The organism is Enterococcus sp. LX10, assembly GCF_023539285.1.
Taxonomy (GTDB): domain Bacteria; phylum Bacillota; class Bacilli; order Lactobacillales; family Enterococcaceae; genus Enterococcus; species Enterococcus faecalis.
Genome location: NZ_CP092784.1, coordinates 923,891 through 940,339, shown reverse-complemented (window position 1 = coordinate 940,339; position 16,449 = coordinate 923,891). Strand labels below are relative to the sequence as shown.

Here is a 16,449-nt window from a genome sequence, read left to right as displayed (position 1 = left end):
GCTTAATGACACGTCCATGTGCCTTCCTTAAACTCACACGAAGCTGACTCTTCAGAAGAGGGAGTCAATGAAACTAACGGTTGCTGTTGCTTTTCTTCTGCGAGAATTTTTTGAATAGTTTGGCTGATTTTTTGTTTCGGTACTGCACCATTAATTAGATATTTTTGATTAATGATTAGTGCGGGAACTCCTTGTAAACCATAAGCAGAAGCTAGCGCAAAATCTTCTTGAACCGCCGTCCAAACAGCCTCGGAAGCAACAGCTTCTTTCCATAAAGCAAAATCAATCGTTGTCTCTTTTACTAGCTCCTCAATTACTTCTGGCTCTTCAATATTTAAACTTCTCATAAATAAACCTTCTTGTAACTTATCAAACAGTAACCAATAAGTGTCTTGGTTGCCAATGTATCCAGCTGCTTTTACTGCTAATAATGCATTCTTTGATGTTGGAAAATCAAATCGTTGCTTCCTCATCCCTTCAATATTAAAACGATGCTTTGAATCGTTTTGATTGGCATGCACCCAATGCGTCAAAACTTCTTCTTTTACTGCTGCTCGTGAGCCAAACATTGTTTCAAAATCGTTTGTGGACCACCCCAACGCAAACGACCGATGGATCAATTCAATTTCAGGAAATTCTTGTTGAATCTCATGCATGCGGTCAGACATTGGAAAACAAAAACTACAAATAACATCATGGAAAAATTCTATTTTCATCCTTACCCTCCAGTAACTCTTTTTTCAAAACAGATTGAACTAAATTTACCATTTTACTTACTAAAAGTAAACAAATGAAGCCAATTAAAAGAAAAAGGTGAAACAAAATGCGCTGTGGCTTTTGTCTCACCTGTTCTATCTACTTATTCTGATGCGTCCATTCCATTACCCGCTCACCATTCGTATCTAATTCACCATTAAATACAAAACCAAGTTGTTGATACAACCGAATTGCTGAGCTGTTCGTATCATAAACACTCAAGTATAGCTTGTTTGTTTGGTATTTTTCTATTAGCATTAACATTAAAAGTCGACAGGCTGCTTTCCCATAACCTTGTCCTTGGAACCGTTGATCAATTAAAAAGCGGTCTAGCCAAACGCGCCCATCTTGCCAATGTCCATACATGGCATAGCCGATTAATTTATTGCCGTCATAAATACCTGCCGATTCCCATTCTGGAAATTGGTCTGATTCTTTTAGATTTTCTGCCATTGATTCAATGAAGGTTTGTTGTTCAGCGAAAACTTGTAAGTTTTCCACTGCTTTACGATTATTGCTTGTTACTTTTTCAAAATGTATTTCCATTGTTTTCACCTAATTAGTTGTTATTTTCTGCATACTTGTCTTCTTTCTTGCTTCTTATTTTAACATACTTATTTCCCTTTGCTTTCTCTAACTTTCTGTGATTATACGTTTCTCTTTTTTATGGGAAATCTTCCCTATAAATGGAGACTCTTTTCAAGAGATTTCTTTTTACACCACCCGTTTCAAATGATATAAATGATATATAGAGTGTTTTAACTATGTGCAACATGATTAAAAGTTAACTGTTGGGGAGCAGTTAACTTTTTCTTTTTAACCACAAAAGAGAGGATCCGCTGTGAGAAATAACTGCAGTGGATCCTCCCTTTTGTATATTATTTATTTACTAGCCGATAGTTGAAAGCTTTCCCGTTACTCAGTAGTATCGATTTTGTCTTCTTGACTATCTAAAGAACGGTCAACTTTTTCGTCGTAACTTTCCATAGAATTTTCATTTTTATGTTTCTGCTTATCGACCGTTTTATCGACTTTTTCTTTCTGTCGATCAATTGTTTTTTCCATCTCTTCGCCAGCCGAGGTACAACCACTCAGTAAAAGGAAACTTGTGAATAAAAACGCTGACAAGATAACTGTTTTTCCGATTTTTGTTTTCATAAACTCACCTCTCGTTTAATTTAAAAAAACGCCCCGATAAAACATTGTTCCCTTGATTATTTACTCACAATTAGCGAACAACTAAGACATTGCACAAAGCATGGTTAACCACATAATCTGTAGTAGAACCAATCAAGGTTCGTTGAATAGCACCTCTTCCCGTGGCACCTATCACAATTAAATCTATGGCATAATTTTCAGAAATCGTGTTGGCAAGATAACGTTTTGGGCTCCCAAGCTCAACAATTTTTTTGACTGTTTTTACACCAATTTCACTCGCTTGTTTTGCCTTTTCAGTGAGCATCTCTTCTGACTTGTGTTTTTCTAAATCATACAATTCTTCAAAAGAAAATGGACTCGTCGTAAATTCAGCATCATTAATAATTGTAGCTAAATAAAGAGTGGCTTGTTCCTCTTTGGCAATCCTGACAGCTTCATGAAAAGCTTTTTCAGATTGATCTGAGCCATCAAGAGCAACCAAAATATGTTGATATACTGACATTTTATCCGCCTCCTTAACCAAATTAAGAATCAAAACTAACACAACAGCTGTGTTACATTTTAGTGGCTATCTGTTGTAATTTTTCCACGGTTAATGCTTGATAATTTGTTTCTTCAAGTAGTCCCGTTTGAATTTCAACAGAAACATCTTCCGTACATGTTTCTAAAAACATTGTGGCATAATCAAACTGTTGCTCTAAGAATGTTTCATACTCCCGTCGACAACGTAAAAATTCTTTCGCGGTATCTGAAACATGTAAACACATGCGGCGCTTATTCGCTTTCTTGGTTATCACAAAATAGGTTCCTTCTAAAATCGTGGTAATCTCTTCAATAATATACGCTGCATCTTTTACCATTCCGTCAATCCAGTCCTTTATTTGTTTTCAGTATCGTTGCTTTTTTCTTTGTCGTCACTTAACAGCTCTTTAATTTTTTCACGATTGTCGTATAACTTTTTTCCTACGCCCACTAAGGCACCACCAGCCAATAACTTTGTTAAAAAGCCGCCATTTGCATTTGTTTTTTTGCCATGGTGTCCTTTTAAATGATGTCCCATCCTAGCCACCTCCATAATTTTTATTTCTATTACCTATGAACATTATCTCATATGTTTTCACAAAACGCACGTATAACAATAGTTTTTTAATCAAGGCTCGACCACTTGGTAAACTCATGACTTTTAATATGACGAATATCTTCAAATAAAATATGTGTATTTCCAACTTTTGCATACTCCATTGAACTCATCCCTTCAAAAACACCAACAATTGGCGGTTGAACACGGCCATAATCATCCAATGTATTCAATTGGATTTCTAAAACCTGGTTATTTTTTAAAGACTGCTCTAAGTATTCTTCAATTTCTTCTGTTGTCTGTTGCGGTAAGCGTTCAAACGCTCTCTTAGAATATTCGTCAGAAGCTTCGATTCCTTCTTGTAACTCCCCCAATGCAAAAGCGGTCGCCCATTTCAGTTCAAAGGGCCGATCATGGTACTCATTATAAGGTGTAAATTCTTTTTTTGTTCGTTTCATGATGTTATCCTCCTAAACCGACATTTCCTCCAGCATGTCCACCGACTAATCCTGAACGATGAATTGCCGTCGCGCCTTCCAACAAAGAAGAGGCGTGGATTAAAGCTTGAAAGCCAAATTTTTGTCGGATTTTATCAATCAGATAGTTTAACTCCATTTCACTAATTTGCTCTTCTGGTTCCGAAAATAAATCTAATTGTAAAGATTCATTCCAAACTAATTTTCCATATGAAAGCCCTAATTGCCGGACATCGGTTCCCGCTAGATAATGTTCTCTAAAAAGGGCTAATACATAGGTAATCAAAACTTTTGTATTGTTTGTTGCAGGAATCGTTTGTTGTTTTCGCCAACCAGTTCGTCCTTCACGGTCAATTTGTCCTTTGGAATAACCAACGTAGACTGTGATACATTCCGTTTGACAATGCGCTTTCCTTAAACGAGCAGCCACTTGTTCTGTCAGTTCCTTTAAGACTAGTTCAATCTGATCTCTTCGCGCATAATCTCTCGGCAAAATCTGACTATTTCCAAATGATTTTTCAGCTTTATGTTCCGCTTTTTTCCCTAAAAAGGTACGATCAATCCCCCATGAATGAGCATACAATTGAAGCCCCATCACGCCAAATGTTTCTTGTAAAAGATGCGGATTCGCTTGCGCTAACTCATATACAGAATCAATTCCTAAGCGATTCAGTCGTTTAGCCATTCTGCGACCAATCCCACAAAAATCTGTCAAAGAAGGCAACTGCCAGACAGTATCTGGTACACGATCATACCGCCATTCTGCAATAAAATCTGGCGAATGTTTGGCGCCATTGTCCAACGCCAATTTAGCCAGTAACGGATTGTCCCCTATCCCAACGGTCACATAAATACCCACATGATTATAAACGACTCTTTGGATAATCCGAGCCATCTTATAGGCGGTTTCACAATGAAAATAACTTAAAGAAGCCGTTACATCAAGAAATGATTCATCTACACTAAACACAGAGTGATCTTCATCTGCGACAAACTTTTTATATAAATTATTGATTTCTTGATTTTTTTTCATGTACAAATTCATTCGTGGCGGAACCACATATAAATCAGGATGAGCGGGCACTTGATTTTTACGCGTAACATTTGAAACACCTAAAACTTTTTTTGCCATTGGCGATGCTGATAAAACTAATCCCCCCGCATTTTCGGCATTACTCATCACTACTAACATCGTTTTCAACGGATCTAACCCACGTTCTGCGCATTCTACACTAGCGTAAAAACTTTTGCAATCAATACAAAGAATATCGCGACTAGGTTCTTTTTCATAATCAAATTTCACAAACATCACCTCACTTGCAAAATCATTATACGAACAAACGTTCGATTAATCAAGCGAACACTGTTTATTTTTTTGTTTTTTTCAAGAACGGTTGGCGATCAAAAAAATAGTCCAACAACAAACAGAACCCTGTTGTTAGACAATTTACATATATTGAAAAAGAACTCTCAAATAAAATAATAGTGTATTCAGATTAATACATAGAGGATAAACTTGAATAAATACTATGTAAAACATGATTATTTTAATAGATTGGTGTAGTTTAATATCAAAATCAATATTATAGGTGATAATACACATAGAGAAATAAAAATAATCAAAAAATAGAACCATTTTTTAGAAACTAGCATACCTAATCCTATCGTTCCTAGTGTGTACAGTACTATCAAAATAAGATAGATTTTTGTTCCATTTCCTGAAAAATCCGTCTTGCTCACACTAGTTATCATTCGAAGAATAGCATATATAATCCCCAAAGAGCAAAGCATCCAAATAAAGCTACTAATATATTTAAGGAGATTCATAACCAGACCTACTTTCTATTAAATTACTAAGCTTAGCCTTTCCAAGTTTGTGTGTGCATTGCTCTAACATCAAAGTAATCAGGAAAAGCATAACACACAATTCTAGAAACCGCTATCAAAACTAATAATAACATATCTATATCATACTTTTTTATAGCATATTCTACCTATAAAAAATAAATAACGGCATCAAAAGTTAGAATATTCATCTAACTTTTTGACGCCGTAACACCCTATTATCACTTTTTACATCTTATTTCGATTTAAAAATAACGATAAAAAGCCCGTTCCTAACAGAATTACTGCTGAAACATAATAAGGGAAAAAGTGATTGATATCAAATAAAGCTCCTGCTGCCATTGGTCCTAAAATATTACCAAAACTTGTAAATGTCGAATTTAGACCGTTGATGGTTCCTTGTTGATCTCCAGCATGTTTGGATAAATAAGTAGTTACTGCTGGTCTAAACAAGTCAAACGCTAAAAAGACAATAAACGTTGAAAATACAACAACTAAATTATTTTTTGTAAAGGCAATCACGGCAATAAAAATGGCACTTGCAAAAAAGGTTAATTGGATTAAACCCATTTCACCTATTTTTTGGACGATTGCATCAAAGAAAAACAACTGACAAATCAACGCTAAAATACCACTAACCGTAATCACGATTGCTATTTCACTTGTGGTAAAGCCAAAATTAATAGTCGCCATAATACTATAAATAGATTCGAACGCTTGCAGGCCAAAAGAGGAAATTAAGATAATCACAAATAATGAGGTAAACATTGGATTTCTTAAAATATCCATAAATGAACCTTTTTTCGCTTCAACAGCGGCTAAAATTCGTTTCTCTGGCTCCTTCAAAACAGTTAATGTCAAAATAAAACCAATAAACGCTAAAAATGCGGCCGCAAAAAACGGGGCGCGAATGCCTAAATAAGCAATAAAACCACCAACTCCTGGTCCGATAATAAAACCACCACTAATTGCAGCTGACACAAGCCCCATCGCTTTCGGACGTTCAGAAATCGTGGTCATATCTGCCACAAAAGCTGTCACTGACGGCATTAATAAAGCGGCGGCAATCCCACCTAAACCACGAGAAATATAAAAACCGCTTTTCGCTTGGGCTAAACCAAATAATAACTCAGAAATTGAAAAAACCAACATGCCCGTCGCAATCATTTTTTTCCGACCAATTTTATCCGAAAGGACACCTGCGATTGGCGATGTGATTAATTGGGCAATCGCAAAAATAGAAATCATCATTCCCATTGTGGTACCAGAAAAATGCATTTCTTCTTTTAATTGGGGAATTACGGGAATGACTAGGCCTACGCCTAGAAAAACAAGAAACAAGTTAGAAATTGCTAAGTACATCATACTATTTTTTTTCGTCATAATTTGCCTCCTCCATAAAAAAACAGCCATCAAAAATGGCTATTTCTGTTTCTTTGTATGTACTTTCTTTGACAGTGTTTCGGCTAAAACACTCGTTGAGTCATTGAGATACATTTTACACTAACTCGCTGAAAATTTCACTAGTTTTTACTTATTTTTTTAAAGGAAATTGTTATTTTTAAAGACATAACTTAAGTATCCAAGTATTTAATGAATCGCTTTTGTTTTTTATCAGAAACATAGCCAATGTGTTCATAAAATTGATGTGCTGCTGTACGCTGTTCCCCTGAATTTAAGCGAATCGCAGACAAGTTACACTTTTTAGCTTCCGTTTCTAGTTTCGTCATTAATTGTTTGCCAATTCCACGGCCTTCTGCTTCTTTTGCCACTGCTAACCCCAGAACGTTCAATAACGTTTGGGAATAAATTGTTTCATACAGTTGCGCATGCACATAGCCTAAAATCTTGCCTGTCTTCGTTTCTTCATAAACATATAAAAACTCTCTGTCACTGGCTAGTAGTAATTTCTCAATCTGTTTACAGGTCACGTCAACGGGAACTTCATAGCCCAATTGTTCTTTATTAATGATAGTTAACACCGCTGCATCTGTTGGCTTCATTTTTCTAATCAAGGGTAACAACCTCCTAAATGATATTTATAGAGTATTACTTTTGCTACTCTATAGTTTTTTCGATAAATAAAGAACTAACTCATCATCATTAACACACCGATCGTTTGGTTTCAGCTGCTTATTTTGAAACCAGACTCCTGAACCATCTGGCACATATCCTTGTTTGATATATAATCTTTGCGCTGCACCATAACCAGGATGCAGGCCTACTCCCAAAGAAACAGTATCTGCATAACTTTTGGCAACATTTTCTGCACGATTTAATAATAACCGCCCCACTCCTTGTTTTTGAAATGGCAAGAATACATTGAAATCAGCTATTTCAGGATATAAATTTTTAAAAGGTCCTTCCTTAGCTAATGGCAGTAACGTAACATAACCTAACAGCGTTGCCTTTTTCTCCGCTACAAAAACCGTTCGTTGCCTGACTAATTGTTCTTCTAAATAGTTCATTAAAATCTCTTGGCGACTTGGCCAACCTTGTTGGACAAATTGAGTATCCAGCGCTAAGATATCTTTCTCTTGCATTTCTCTAATAACCACTAGCTCAGACATCAGCCTTCCCTCCCAAAAAACGTTTTCATTTTATACAACGAAGCGAATAATTCTTCGCTCCCTTATTCATTTTCAAAACCATCGAGTTGATGATATTTGGGCAAAACAGCAACACATGTTTTTTCTGAATTAACAGCAATAACGAACCCTTGCCATAAGGACCACGTCACCGCTTCACCTAATTTCTCTTTCACTCGTTGAATCATTTCAGCTTGCGTTAAGTCTCGTGCAGGAAAATGTTGAACTTTATCGTTACTGATTAAAAAAATAAATGATTCTGAAAAAGCTGTCATGACTTCAGGTGGTAAATTTTTTAATCGTTCTTGGTAATCCATTGAAACCACTCCTTCTTTTTTATCATACCACAACATCCATTTCTCTAAAAAGCGCAGCACTTACTACTGAATATCTGCTAAAATTTGCCTGATAATCTGCTTTTCAGACAGTTGTTCAGATAACCGCTGTTCTCCCGCAAGCTCTAAATAATCTTCTGGTAGCCACCAACGTTTCATTTCCACGACACCAAATTCTTGATTCTTGTTTCTCTGGCTATGTCTTTTCAACGTTTCTTCAAAAGAAATATCAAAATAATAAACCTGAACGTTTCCTTCAAAGAGATGGATTATTTCCTGAAAAAAGGAATGATAAATGGCTTTTTGAAAAATCCCTTCAACAATCACATACTGGCATTCTTGATACCCAAAAGCCAGAGGTCGGGACAGGAGTTTTTAGCTTCAAGAAATAAGAAGAAATTTCCGAAAGATGCTTTTCGTCTTTCGAGGAATTTCAGCTTATTTCCGAAGAAGCTGCTCCTCTCCCGCCGTTTATCTTAAGATTCAAGTCTAAGAAGGTAAGTCGTTTCGACTTACGTCCAAAAGACTGTTTCATCTTTAACACGAAGCATTTCTCTGCGCACCACATCTTGAGAAATCAATAACGATTGTTCTTTAAGACACTGATGAAGCGCGTTAGCTATCGTTGTTTTACCACTACCAGAATTACCACGTAAAATAATTAATTTTGGTTGCATCTGTTTCCCTCCATTTTCTTGATTGTTGAAAACCAGCACAAAAGAGCAAAAAACTTGGAAAAAACTCTCCAAGTTTTGCTGTTATTTTGATGAATGTTTCGTTGAATCTCGCTGAATGAATTCCGTTCCGACAATAATTTTTCTAGGAACTGGTGGGGTATTCAAGCATAACTCTTTCATTGTCTCAACGGCTAGCTCACCCATCCATTCAGTATGAACTTTAACTGTTGTTAATGTTGGTGAAACATATTTTGCGACACTAATATCATTAAAACCAATGATAGAAATATCTTCTGGCACACGAATGGCTGCTTCTTGTAACGCCCGCATCGCACCAATTGCCAACGTATCACTTGCAGCGAAAAAAGCGGTTGGACGAGTGTCCGCTTTTTCAATAAAGTCTTTCATCGCTTGATAGCCTTCTTCAACAGAAAAAGCTGCTTCGACAACCCATTCTTGATGATAAAGGTCCAGATCTTTTAAGGTTTCTTTAAAAGCGACAAAACGTGGATCAACCAATGCCACGCGGGACTCTTTCGTATATTCTTGCCCAGAAAGCATACCAATTTTCTGATGCCCTTGCGCCAAAAATTCTTGCACAATTGTTTTAACACTTCCAGTAAAATCAACAACAATGGAGTTTTGGTCAAAAGCCATTGCATCAAAGTCTACAAATAGAAGAGGTGCGCCTAAGGCGGCTAAGGCCGCCACTTGCTTTTCATCAAATTTTCCTAGGGCAATTGTCCCATCAAATCTTTTTTGAGAAAGGTTTGTCAGAGATTCTTTGACTAAAAGAAAACCCAATTCCTCTGCCCGCTTTTCAACACCTAAACGAATCGATAAATAGTAAATATCATCCAGTTCTTCTGGATCGCTGAACCATTGGACAAACCGAATTTTCTTTTTGCCTGCTTGTTTTTTTCTGGCTCGCTTTTTATAATTTAACGTTTCTGCTGTTTCAAATATTTTCTTCTTCGTTTCATCACTAACTGATAATGTTTCATCATAGTTCAAAACTCTCGAAACTGTCGCTGAAGAAACACCGACTTGCTCTGCTATATCTTTAATGGTTACGATGTTCCTCACCTCAAATTAATCATTTTCAATACATTGAATAAATCGTTCAAAAGCACGACGACCTTCTTCGTCACGTTTAAAGACGCCGGCATCTGTTAAAATTTGAACAAAAATTGTCCCAATTCCTTGTTGGATCACTTCTTTGACATTGGCTTCAGTGATGGTTTGCTGACTGAGTTCATCCGCCCAAGCTCGATGACTTTCAGCAATTTGATTGGGTTGCTTTAATAAATACTTTTCGACTTCTCTTAATTCTTGTGCCAGCCTTGGTGGCAAAATAGCTAGTCCCATTACTTCAATTAAGCCAATATTTTCTTGCTTAATATGTTGTACTTCTGGATGTGGATGAAAAATGCCATCTGGAAATTCCTCCGAAACATTATTATCTCGTAAAACTAAATCCAATTCAAATAATGACCCTTTGCGTCGAGCAATTGGCGTAATCGTATGATGCGGTGTACCATCTTCTGAATAGGCCCGAACTGAGACACGTTCATCAGAATAATTGCGCCATTTGGTCAAAATTAATTCGGCTGCCTCAACTAGTTCCTCTTGATGATCACTTTGAAGACGAATCACAGACATCGGCCATTTTAAAATACCAGCAGTTATCTCAGGATATTTTTTCAAAGAAAATCTTGTTTCCATTGGTGCTAAATCCATTGGAAATGTATGACGTCCTGCTTGGTAATGATCATGAGATAAAATAGAACCACCAACAATTGGCAAATCTGCATTAGAGCCCACAAAATATTCAGGGAATAACTCCGTAATTTTAAGGAGCCGCTGGAACGTTTTTTTCTCGATTTTCATTTCTCGATGTTGTTGGTCCAAGAAAATCGCATGCTCATTATAGTAAGCATATGGCGAATATTGAAAGCCCCAAGCTTCGTCCTCTAAATTTAGTCGGATAATCCGATGGTTTGTCCGTGCTGGATAATTCACACGGCCATAATAGCCTTCATTCTCCATACATAACATACACGCTGGATATTTTTTTTGACTCATTTTCTTTTCAGCCAAAATTTTTCGAGCATCCTTTTCTGGCTTCGATAAGTTAATGGTAATTTCTAGTTTACCATAGGGTGAGTCCATTGGGAAAATAATATTTTTGGCGATTGCTTTCGTTTTAATGTAGTTATTTGTTTTACATAACTGATAAAAATAATCCGTTGCTTTTCGTGGAGACTCTTGATAATAATCCATAAACTTTCGATTAATGATGGTTGGGGTCGGCGTAATAAAATCCATTAACTCCGCTTCTAGTTGTTCTGCTTCCGTAATTGAGTCATCGATTTGGTGATTGGCTTGTGCAATGTTTAAAAGCTGTTCCACCACATGCAACGGTTCTTGTTCACAAGCAACTGCTTCTGGTTGTTCAAAAAAATCACAGCCAACTAGTTTGGCAATCCGATTCGTCAAATAATAGCGGTCTGTTTCCGTCCAATCGCCATTTTCTATGATTATCTCTACAAATGCAGCAATCCATTTACTACTTTCTTTCATCATCTGATGTTCTCCTATTCATTATAGCCTTGAGGATGTTTCACATGCCATTGCCAAGCGGTGGCGATAATGTCCTTGACCTCAGTTACTTCTGGTTGCCAGCCTAAAACTCGTTTGGCTTTTTCACTAGAAGCAATTAATGTACTAGGATCCCCTGCTCGGCGTGGCGCGATTGTCGCAGGAATTTCTTGGCCTGTCACTTCGCGAGCAGCATCTAACATTTCTTTAACAGAATAGCCGTTGTTGCTTCCCAGGTTAAAGACGTCACTTTCGCCGCCATTTTTCAAGTATTCTAAAGCCAAAATATGTGCTGCAATCAAGTCTTCAATATAAACATAATCTCGAATGCACGTGCCATCTGGGGTATCATAATCATCCCCAAAAATACTTAGCTCTGCTCGTTGGCCTAATGCCACTTGTAAAATAATTGGCACAATATGCGTTTCTGGCGTGTGATCCTCACCAATTGAGGCATCTTTTTTTGCTCCCGCAACATTAAAATAACGCAAAGCAACATATTTCATTCCATAAGCGTTGTCGCACCATTTCATGATTTTTTCCATCATTAATTTACTTTCCCCATACGGGTTTTTAGGATTCGTTGGGGTTTCTTCTGTAATAGGCATTGCTTTTGGTTCGCCATAAGTGGCCGCTGTGGAAGAAAAAACAATATGTTTCACTCCAAATTCTTGCATGACTTCCAAGGCAATTTGCGTGCCGTGAACATTGTTATTGAAATACATTAACGGTTTCTCCACGGATTCTCCTACTAAAGAATTGGCCGCAAAGTGCAACACCCCTTCAATTGATTCCTTTTCAAAGACACTACGTAAAAAAGCTTTATCACGAATATCGCCTTCATAGAAAGTCGCTTGTTCATGAACTGCTGAACGATGTCCCGTTAATAAATTATCAACAACCACAACGGCATACCCTTTTGAAATTAATTGATCGACGGCATGTGAGCCAATGTAGCCTGCGCCACCTAATACTAAAATAGACATTTAAAGCCTTCCTTTCTAAAATAACTTTCTGGCACCATCATCAATTGATGCAGGATAAAAATCAGCAGCATAGCCAATTTTATCTTGATAACTCTGGCCAACAGCTTCAATAAATGCATCTATATTTTGCTTTGGTACCAAAGCAATACTACAACCGCCAAACCCTGCACCAGTCATCCGTGCGCCCAAAACGCCTGGTTGTTCTTGTGCACAAGCCACTAAGGTATCTAACTCAATGCCAGTTACTTCGTAGTCTTCTTTTAGCGAACGATGTGAAGCATTTAATAATAAGCCAAATTCTTCCAAATCCCCTTCAGTTAGTGCTTGTTTTGCCAATAAAGTTCGTTCATTTTCTGTGACGGCATGACGCGCTCGTTTAATCAACGTTGTATCTCCAATCAATGCTTGATATTGTTCAAATGTCTCGCTGTCTAATTCACCTAAAAATTCAATAGATAACTCTTTTTGAAGCAAACGAACGGCTTCTTCGCATTCTGCACGACGTTCATTATATTTTGAATCTGCTAATTCACGACGTTTGTTGGTATTCATAATGACAATCGTATACTCACCTAATTTGGCGGGAACCATTTCATAGTGCATATTATTGGTATCTAGTAGAATAGCTTGATCTTTTTCTCCCATCCCTACGGCAAATTGGTCCATAATTCCTGAATTAACGCCAATAAATTCATTCTCCACTTTTTTACCGATTTGCACCAATTCAAGCATTGGACAGTGTAAAGCATATAAATCATTACAGATCGTTCCCATTAAAAGTTCAATAGAAGCAGAAGAAGACAAGCCAGCACCATTAGGAATCGTACCGTAGAAGAGCACATCTAAGCCAGAATCAATATTGTGTCCGCTTTCAATCAAGTAATTTAAAACGCCTTTAGGATAATTTGCCCAATCATCTGAATCTGAATAGGTTAAATCTTCTAATGAAAATTCGATGAGACCAACCTCTTTAAAATTATCAGAAAACATTCGAATTTTTTGGTCGTCTCTTTTTCTTGCCACACCAAATGTCCCTAAAGTAATAGCCGCTGGGAAAACATGACCGCCATTGTAATCTATATGTTCACCAATCAAATTAATTCTTCCAGGGGCAAAATAACAGGCTGTCCCTTTCTCACCAAATATTTCTACAAATCGATTCATTAACAGTTCTTCCATCACTAATCGCTCCTTTCACTAGTAAACAAATTGTATAATATTTACTAAACTTTTGCAAATATTTACTTAACATTTTCTTAATTGTCATTTTGATTGAAAACGTGTACAATACAATTAAATAAAGATTTATTTTCTTAGCGTTTCTTTTTGACTATTTAAATAATCTAAACAACAAAGTTAAATTTACTAAATATTTACTTGAAGGAAGGATTGATTATTTTGACTATTTCAACTGAATCATTTGGACAAGGAATGCTTCTTTACACACTGACGAATAAAAATGGTGTGACTTTAAAAGCAACAGATTTTGGTGCGCGAATTGTTGCGCTTGACGTTCCTCTTACAAAAAATGAATCCCGATCACTCGTGCTAGGCTTTCCCTCAGCAGATGAATATTTGTCTAAAGACTTATATTTTGGTGCAACAATTGGTCGAACAGCTGGCCGAATTGCCGATGGCTCCTTTGAACTAGCGGGTAAAACGTATCAAACGATGATTAATACTCCTACTCAAACAACACTTCACGGCGGCACACCTGGGTTTGAAAGTAAAAAATGGCACAGCGAAATCCAAGAGGCACAAGCGAATCCTTCTGTGAAATTTTGGCTAGAGAGTCCTGCTGGTGAAAATGGTTTTCCTGGAAATCTCACTGTTTCAGTCACGTATACATTGACTGAAGAAAATGAATGGCAAATTGAGTATCAGGCAACTACAGATGAACAAACACTTTTTAATCCAACCAATCATGTCTACTTTAATTTAACTGGAAATCCCGCAATCCCCATTGATGCGCATGAGTTGCAAATAAATGCCCAAAAGTATGTCCCGCTTGATGAAAGAGTTTTACCACTTGGAGAATTAGCTTCCGTCGACCAGACAGCTTTTGATTTACAAAAACCTAAAAAATTAGCTGAGGTTTTTTCAAGTAACGATGAACAAATCCAAAAGATGAACGGCTTCGATCACCCTTTCATCTTAACCAATCATGATTTAATTAACCCAGATGTTATCTTAAAAAGTCCTACTAAAGATATCACCTTAGAAATGTTCACTGATCAACCTTCAGTTGTTATTTTTTCAGCAAATTTTGCTGATAACGGTCCCGATATTCAAGGGCAAAAATTAGTCAATCACGGAGCGCTCACATTTGAAACCCAAGTCTGTCCTGGTGCTGAAAGATTTCCCTTGTTCGGTTCTATCACCCTCTCACCTGAACAGGAATTTCACTCAACGACCCGTTTCAAACTAATTTATTAAGTGAAATGATGCTCTTAACCAAGCTTATCTTCGAACTAAAAAAGATAAGAATGGTTAAGAGCACTTCTATTATTTGACATTTTTAATCGCTCCATTTACACTATTTTCAATTAGAAAGGTGGTGATGTCTATGTATGCAATCAAATTTTTTCATGGCTATTTAACTGCAGATGGTAAACGTACGCGAGATAAATCAGGTTGTTTAGTTTACCACTCTGAAAAAGAAGCACAAAAATTAGCAGATAAAATTGGCGGGAGAGTTAAAAAAATTGGATAACCTTAGGTAAAGGATAGATAAGCAAGGCTATTTTGCTATCTGTCCTTTTTTATTTTACATATTCCTCGACTTATTGTATTGATTTGATACAATAGAGAAAAAGCCTAAAGGAGCGCTTACATGAAACAAAATGACTTTGATTATATGCAAATGTTAAAAGGTGAATTATATTACGCCCCCACCATTTTACCCGAAAATAAATCAACAAAAGGCAAGGTGTTAGCTCAAAAAATCAATCAACTTCCTATCGATAATGTGAAAGAAATTGTGGCCCTAGAAAAAGAATTATTAGGAAAAACTGGCAATGAGTTATATATCACCCCACCCCTCCATGTAGATTACGGTCGCCATATTGAGGTAGGAGAAAATTTTTATGCAAATATGGATTGCATTTTTTTAGATGTAAACAAAATCATCTTCGGTGATAACGTCATGGTTGGCCCTCGTGCTAGTTTTTATACTGCCGGCCATCCAATTGATCCAACGATTCGAACTGCAGAATTAGAATTCGGTACGCCAATTATTGTTGAAGATAACGTGTGGATTGGCGGCAGTGCCACCATTTTACCTGGCGTTACAATTGGAAAAAATGCTATTGTCGCTGCTGGTGCTGTGGTTACAAAAGACGTTCCTGCCAACACGATTGTTGGGGGTAATCCAGCAAAAGTCATTCGCAAAATTGATGAAAACGATCAGCAATTTTGGACAGAAAAGCAACGGCAGTATCAAATCGCTAAGAAGCAATTCTTTCATGAATAAAAAATCCCCAATCCAATGAAAATAACGGATTGGGGATTTTTTATTTTAATCTTCTTCATAATAATTAAACATCCAATGGATGCCAAACTGATCTTTTAAGGAACCATACTTTTTGGACCAAAAAGTTTCAGACAATGGCATTGTAACAGTGCCACCTTCAGATAATCGTTTAAATAAGCGATCAATTTTTTCATCATCATCTGTGCTAACCACGAGCGAAAGGTTATTTCCTTCCGTAACTTCAAAACCAAACATATCAGGAACATCTGAAATCATTACATAGGTTCCTTCAATAATGATACTTGCGTTCATCACTAAATCCTTTATCTCGTCGTTTATAGGATGCTGAGGATCTTCAGGTGCTTCGCCAAAAGTCATTAAATTTTGACATTTTGTATCAAAAACATCTTCATAGAACGCAATTGCTTCTTTTGCTTCACCTTTAAAATTTATATACAGCTCTAACAAATGACTCAC

General features: G+C 36.8%; 20 protein-coding genes and 2 pseudogenes. 3 read left to right on the top strand and 19 right to left on the bottom strand.

Features of this window, described 5'->3' with window-relative positions; translation table 11 throughout:
• Positions 1-2: 2 nt before the first annotated feature.
• From MKZ30_RS04535 to MKZ30_RS04450, 18 genes and pseudogenes are all read right to left on the bottom strand, one after another.
• Positions 3-716: a DsbA family oxidoreductase gene (locus MKZ30_RS04535; protein WP_033600804.1), complete on the bottom strand. Its 714-nt coding sequence runs from the start codon at positions 714-716 to the stop codon at positions 3-5.
• A 139-nt stretch (positions 717-855) separates the two neighbouring features.
• Positions 856-1,302: a GNAT family N-acetyltransferase gene (locus tag MKZ30_RS04530; RefSeq protein ID WP_033600807.1), complete on the bottom strand. Its 447-nt coding sequence runs from the start codon at positions 1,300-1,302 to the stop codon at positions 856-858.
• Positions 1,303-1,671: 369 nt separating this feature from the next.
• Positions 1,672-1,914: a hypothetical protein gene (locus MKZ30_RS04525; RefSeq protein ID WP_002358134.1), complete on the bottom strand. Its 243-nt coding sequence runs from the start codon at positions 1,912-1,914 to the stop codon at positions 1,672-1,674.
• A 70-nt stretch (positions 1,915-1,984) separates the two neighbouring features.
• Positions 1,985-2,416, bottom strand: a complete 432-nt coding sequence (locus MKZ30_RS04520) for a universal stress protein (protein WP_010715095.1) — start codon at positions 2,414-2,416, stop codon at positions 1,985-1,987.
• A gap of 52 nt (positions 2,417-2,468) precedes the next feature.
• Positions 2,469-2,774 carry a hypothetical protein gene (locus tag MKZ30_RS04515; RefSeq protein ID WP_002375233.1) on the bottom strand — a complete coding sequence of 102 codons (306 nt, stop codon included), beginning with the start codon at positions 2,772-2,774 and terminating at the stop codon, positions 2,469-2,471.
• A 17-nt stretch (positions 2,775-2,791) separates the two neighbouring features.
• Positions 2,792-2,989 (bottom strand): hypothetical protein, encoded by a 198-nt coding sequence (locus MKZ30_RS04510; RefSeq protein ID WP_002360617.1) that lies wholly within the window; start codon positions 2,987-2,989, stop codon positions 2,792-2,794.
• 71 nt (positions 2,990-3,060) lie between these two features.
• Complete coding sequence (locus MKZ30_RS04505; protein WP_002382082.1) at positions 3,061-3,450, bottom strand: hypothetical protein; 390 nt, start codon at positions 3,448-3,450, stop codon at positions 3,061-3,063.
• Between the two features lie 4 nt (positions 3,451-3,454).
• The gene (locus MKZ30_RS04500) at positions 3,455-4,777 is read right to left on the bottom strand and encodes a Y-family DNA polymerase (RefSeq protein ID WP_033600808.1); all 1,323 of its coding nucleotides are present in this window, start codon (positions 4,775-4,777) and stop codon (positions 3,455-3,457) included.
• Positions 4,778-5,541: 764 nt separating this feature from the next.
• Positions 5,542-6,696, bottom strand: a complete 1,155-nt coding sequence (emeA, locus tag MKZ30_RS04495) for a multidrug efflux MFS transporter EmeA (protein WP_002358140.1) — start codon at positions 6,694-6,696, stop codon at positions 5,542-5,544.
• 191 nt (positions 6,697-6,887) lie between these two features.
• Positions 6,888-7,328, bottom strand: a complete 441-nt coding sequence (locus tag MKZ30_RS04490; protein ID WP_010822676.1) for a GNAT family N-acetyltransferase — start codon at positions 7,326-7,328, stop codon at positions 6,888-6,890.
• A 48-nt stretch (positions 7,329-7,376) separates the two neighbouring features.
• Positions 7,377-7,883: a GNAT family N-acetyltransferase gene (locus tag MKZ30_RS04485; protein ID WP_033600810.1), complete on the bottom strand. Its 507-nt coding sequence runs from the start codon at positions 7,881-7,883 to the stop codon at positions 7,377-7,379.
• A 62-nt stretch (positions 7,884-7,945) separates the two neighbouring features.
• A complete protein-coding gene (locus MKZ30_RS04480; RefSeq protein ID WP_002382077.1) occupies positions 7,946-8,254 on the bottom strand; it encodes a hypothetical protein in 309 nt (102 codons plus the stop codon).
• Between the two features lie 27 nt (positions 8,255-8,281).
• Positions 8,282-8,599, bottom strand: a pseudogene (locus MKZ30_RS04475) (P-loop NTPase family protein); the annotation flags it as partial.
• Between the two features lie 160 nt (positions 8,600-8,759).
• Positions 8,760-8,985: pseudogene (locus MKZ30_RS04470) on the bottom strand (AAA family ATPase); the annotation flags it as partial.
• Between the two features lie 9 nt (positions 8,986-8,994).
• The gene (locus tag MKZ30_RS04465) at positions 8,995-9,999 is read right to left on the bottom strand and encodes a LacI family DNA-binding transcriptional regulator (protein WP_010827282.1); all 1,005 of its coding nucleotides are present in this window, start codon (positions 9,997-9,999) and stop codon (positions 8,995-8,997) included.
• 6 nt (positions 10,000-10,005) lie between these two features.
• Complete coding sequence (galT, locus tag MKZ30_RS04460) at positions 10,006-11,496, bottom strand: UDP-glucose--hexose-1-phosphate uridylyltransferase (protein ID WP_193363061.1); 1,491 nt, start codon at positions 11,494-11,496, stop codon at positions 10,006-10,008.
• Positions 11,497-11,510: 14 nt separating this feature from the next.
• Positions 11,511-12,500: a UDP-glucose 4-epimerase GalE gene (gene galE, locus MKZ30_RS04455; protein ID WP_002361578.1), complete on the bottom strand. Its 990-nt coding sequence runs from the start codon at positions 12,498-12,500 to the stop codon at positions 11,511-11,513.
• A 15-nt stretch (positions 12,501-12,515) separates the two neighbouring features.
• Positions 12,516-13,679 carry a galactokinase gene (locus tag MKZ30_RS04450; RefSeq protein WP_033600446.1) on the bottom strand — a complete coding sequence of 388 codons (1,164 nt, stop codon included), beginning with the start codon at positions 13,677-13,679 and terminating at the stop codon, positions 12,516-12,518.
• Between the two features lie 198 nt (positions 13,680-13,877).
• Between MKZ30_RS04450 and galM the strand changes: the two genes are divergently transcribed.
• The 3 genes from galM to MKZ30_RS04435 all read left to right on the top strand — a co-directional run bounded on the left by galM (position 13,878) and on the right by MKZ30_RS04435 (position 15,972).
• Positions 13,878-14,936 (top strand): galactose-1-epimerase, encoded by a 1,059-nt coding sequence (gene galM, locus MKZ30_RS04445; protein WP_305741609.1) that lies wholly within the window; start codon positions 13,878-13,880, stop codon positions 14,934-14,936.
• A gap of 130 nt (positions 14,937-15,066) precedes the next feature.
• Positions 15,067-15,213 (top strand): hypothetical protein, encoded by a 147-nt coding sequence (locus MKZ30_RS04440; protein ID WP_002384758.1) that lies wholly within the window; start codon positions 15,067-15,069, stop codon positions 15,211-15,213.
• Between the two features lie 120 nt (positions 15,214-15,333).
• Complete coding sequence (locus MKZ30_RS04435) at positions 15,334-15,972, top strand: sugar O-acetyltransferase (RefSeq protein WP_002379300.1); 639 nt, start codon at positions 15,334-15,336, stop codon at positions 15,970-15,972.
• Between the two features lie 45 nt (positions 15,973-16,017).
• Here the strand turns inward: MKZ30_RS04435 and MKZ30_RS04430 are convergent, their stop codons facing one another.
• Positions 16,018-16,449, bottom strand: a complete 432-nt coding sequence (locus MKZ30_RS04430; RefSeq protein ID WP_033600444.1) for a VOC family protein — start codon at positions 16,447-16,449, stop codon at positions 16,018-16,020.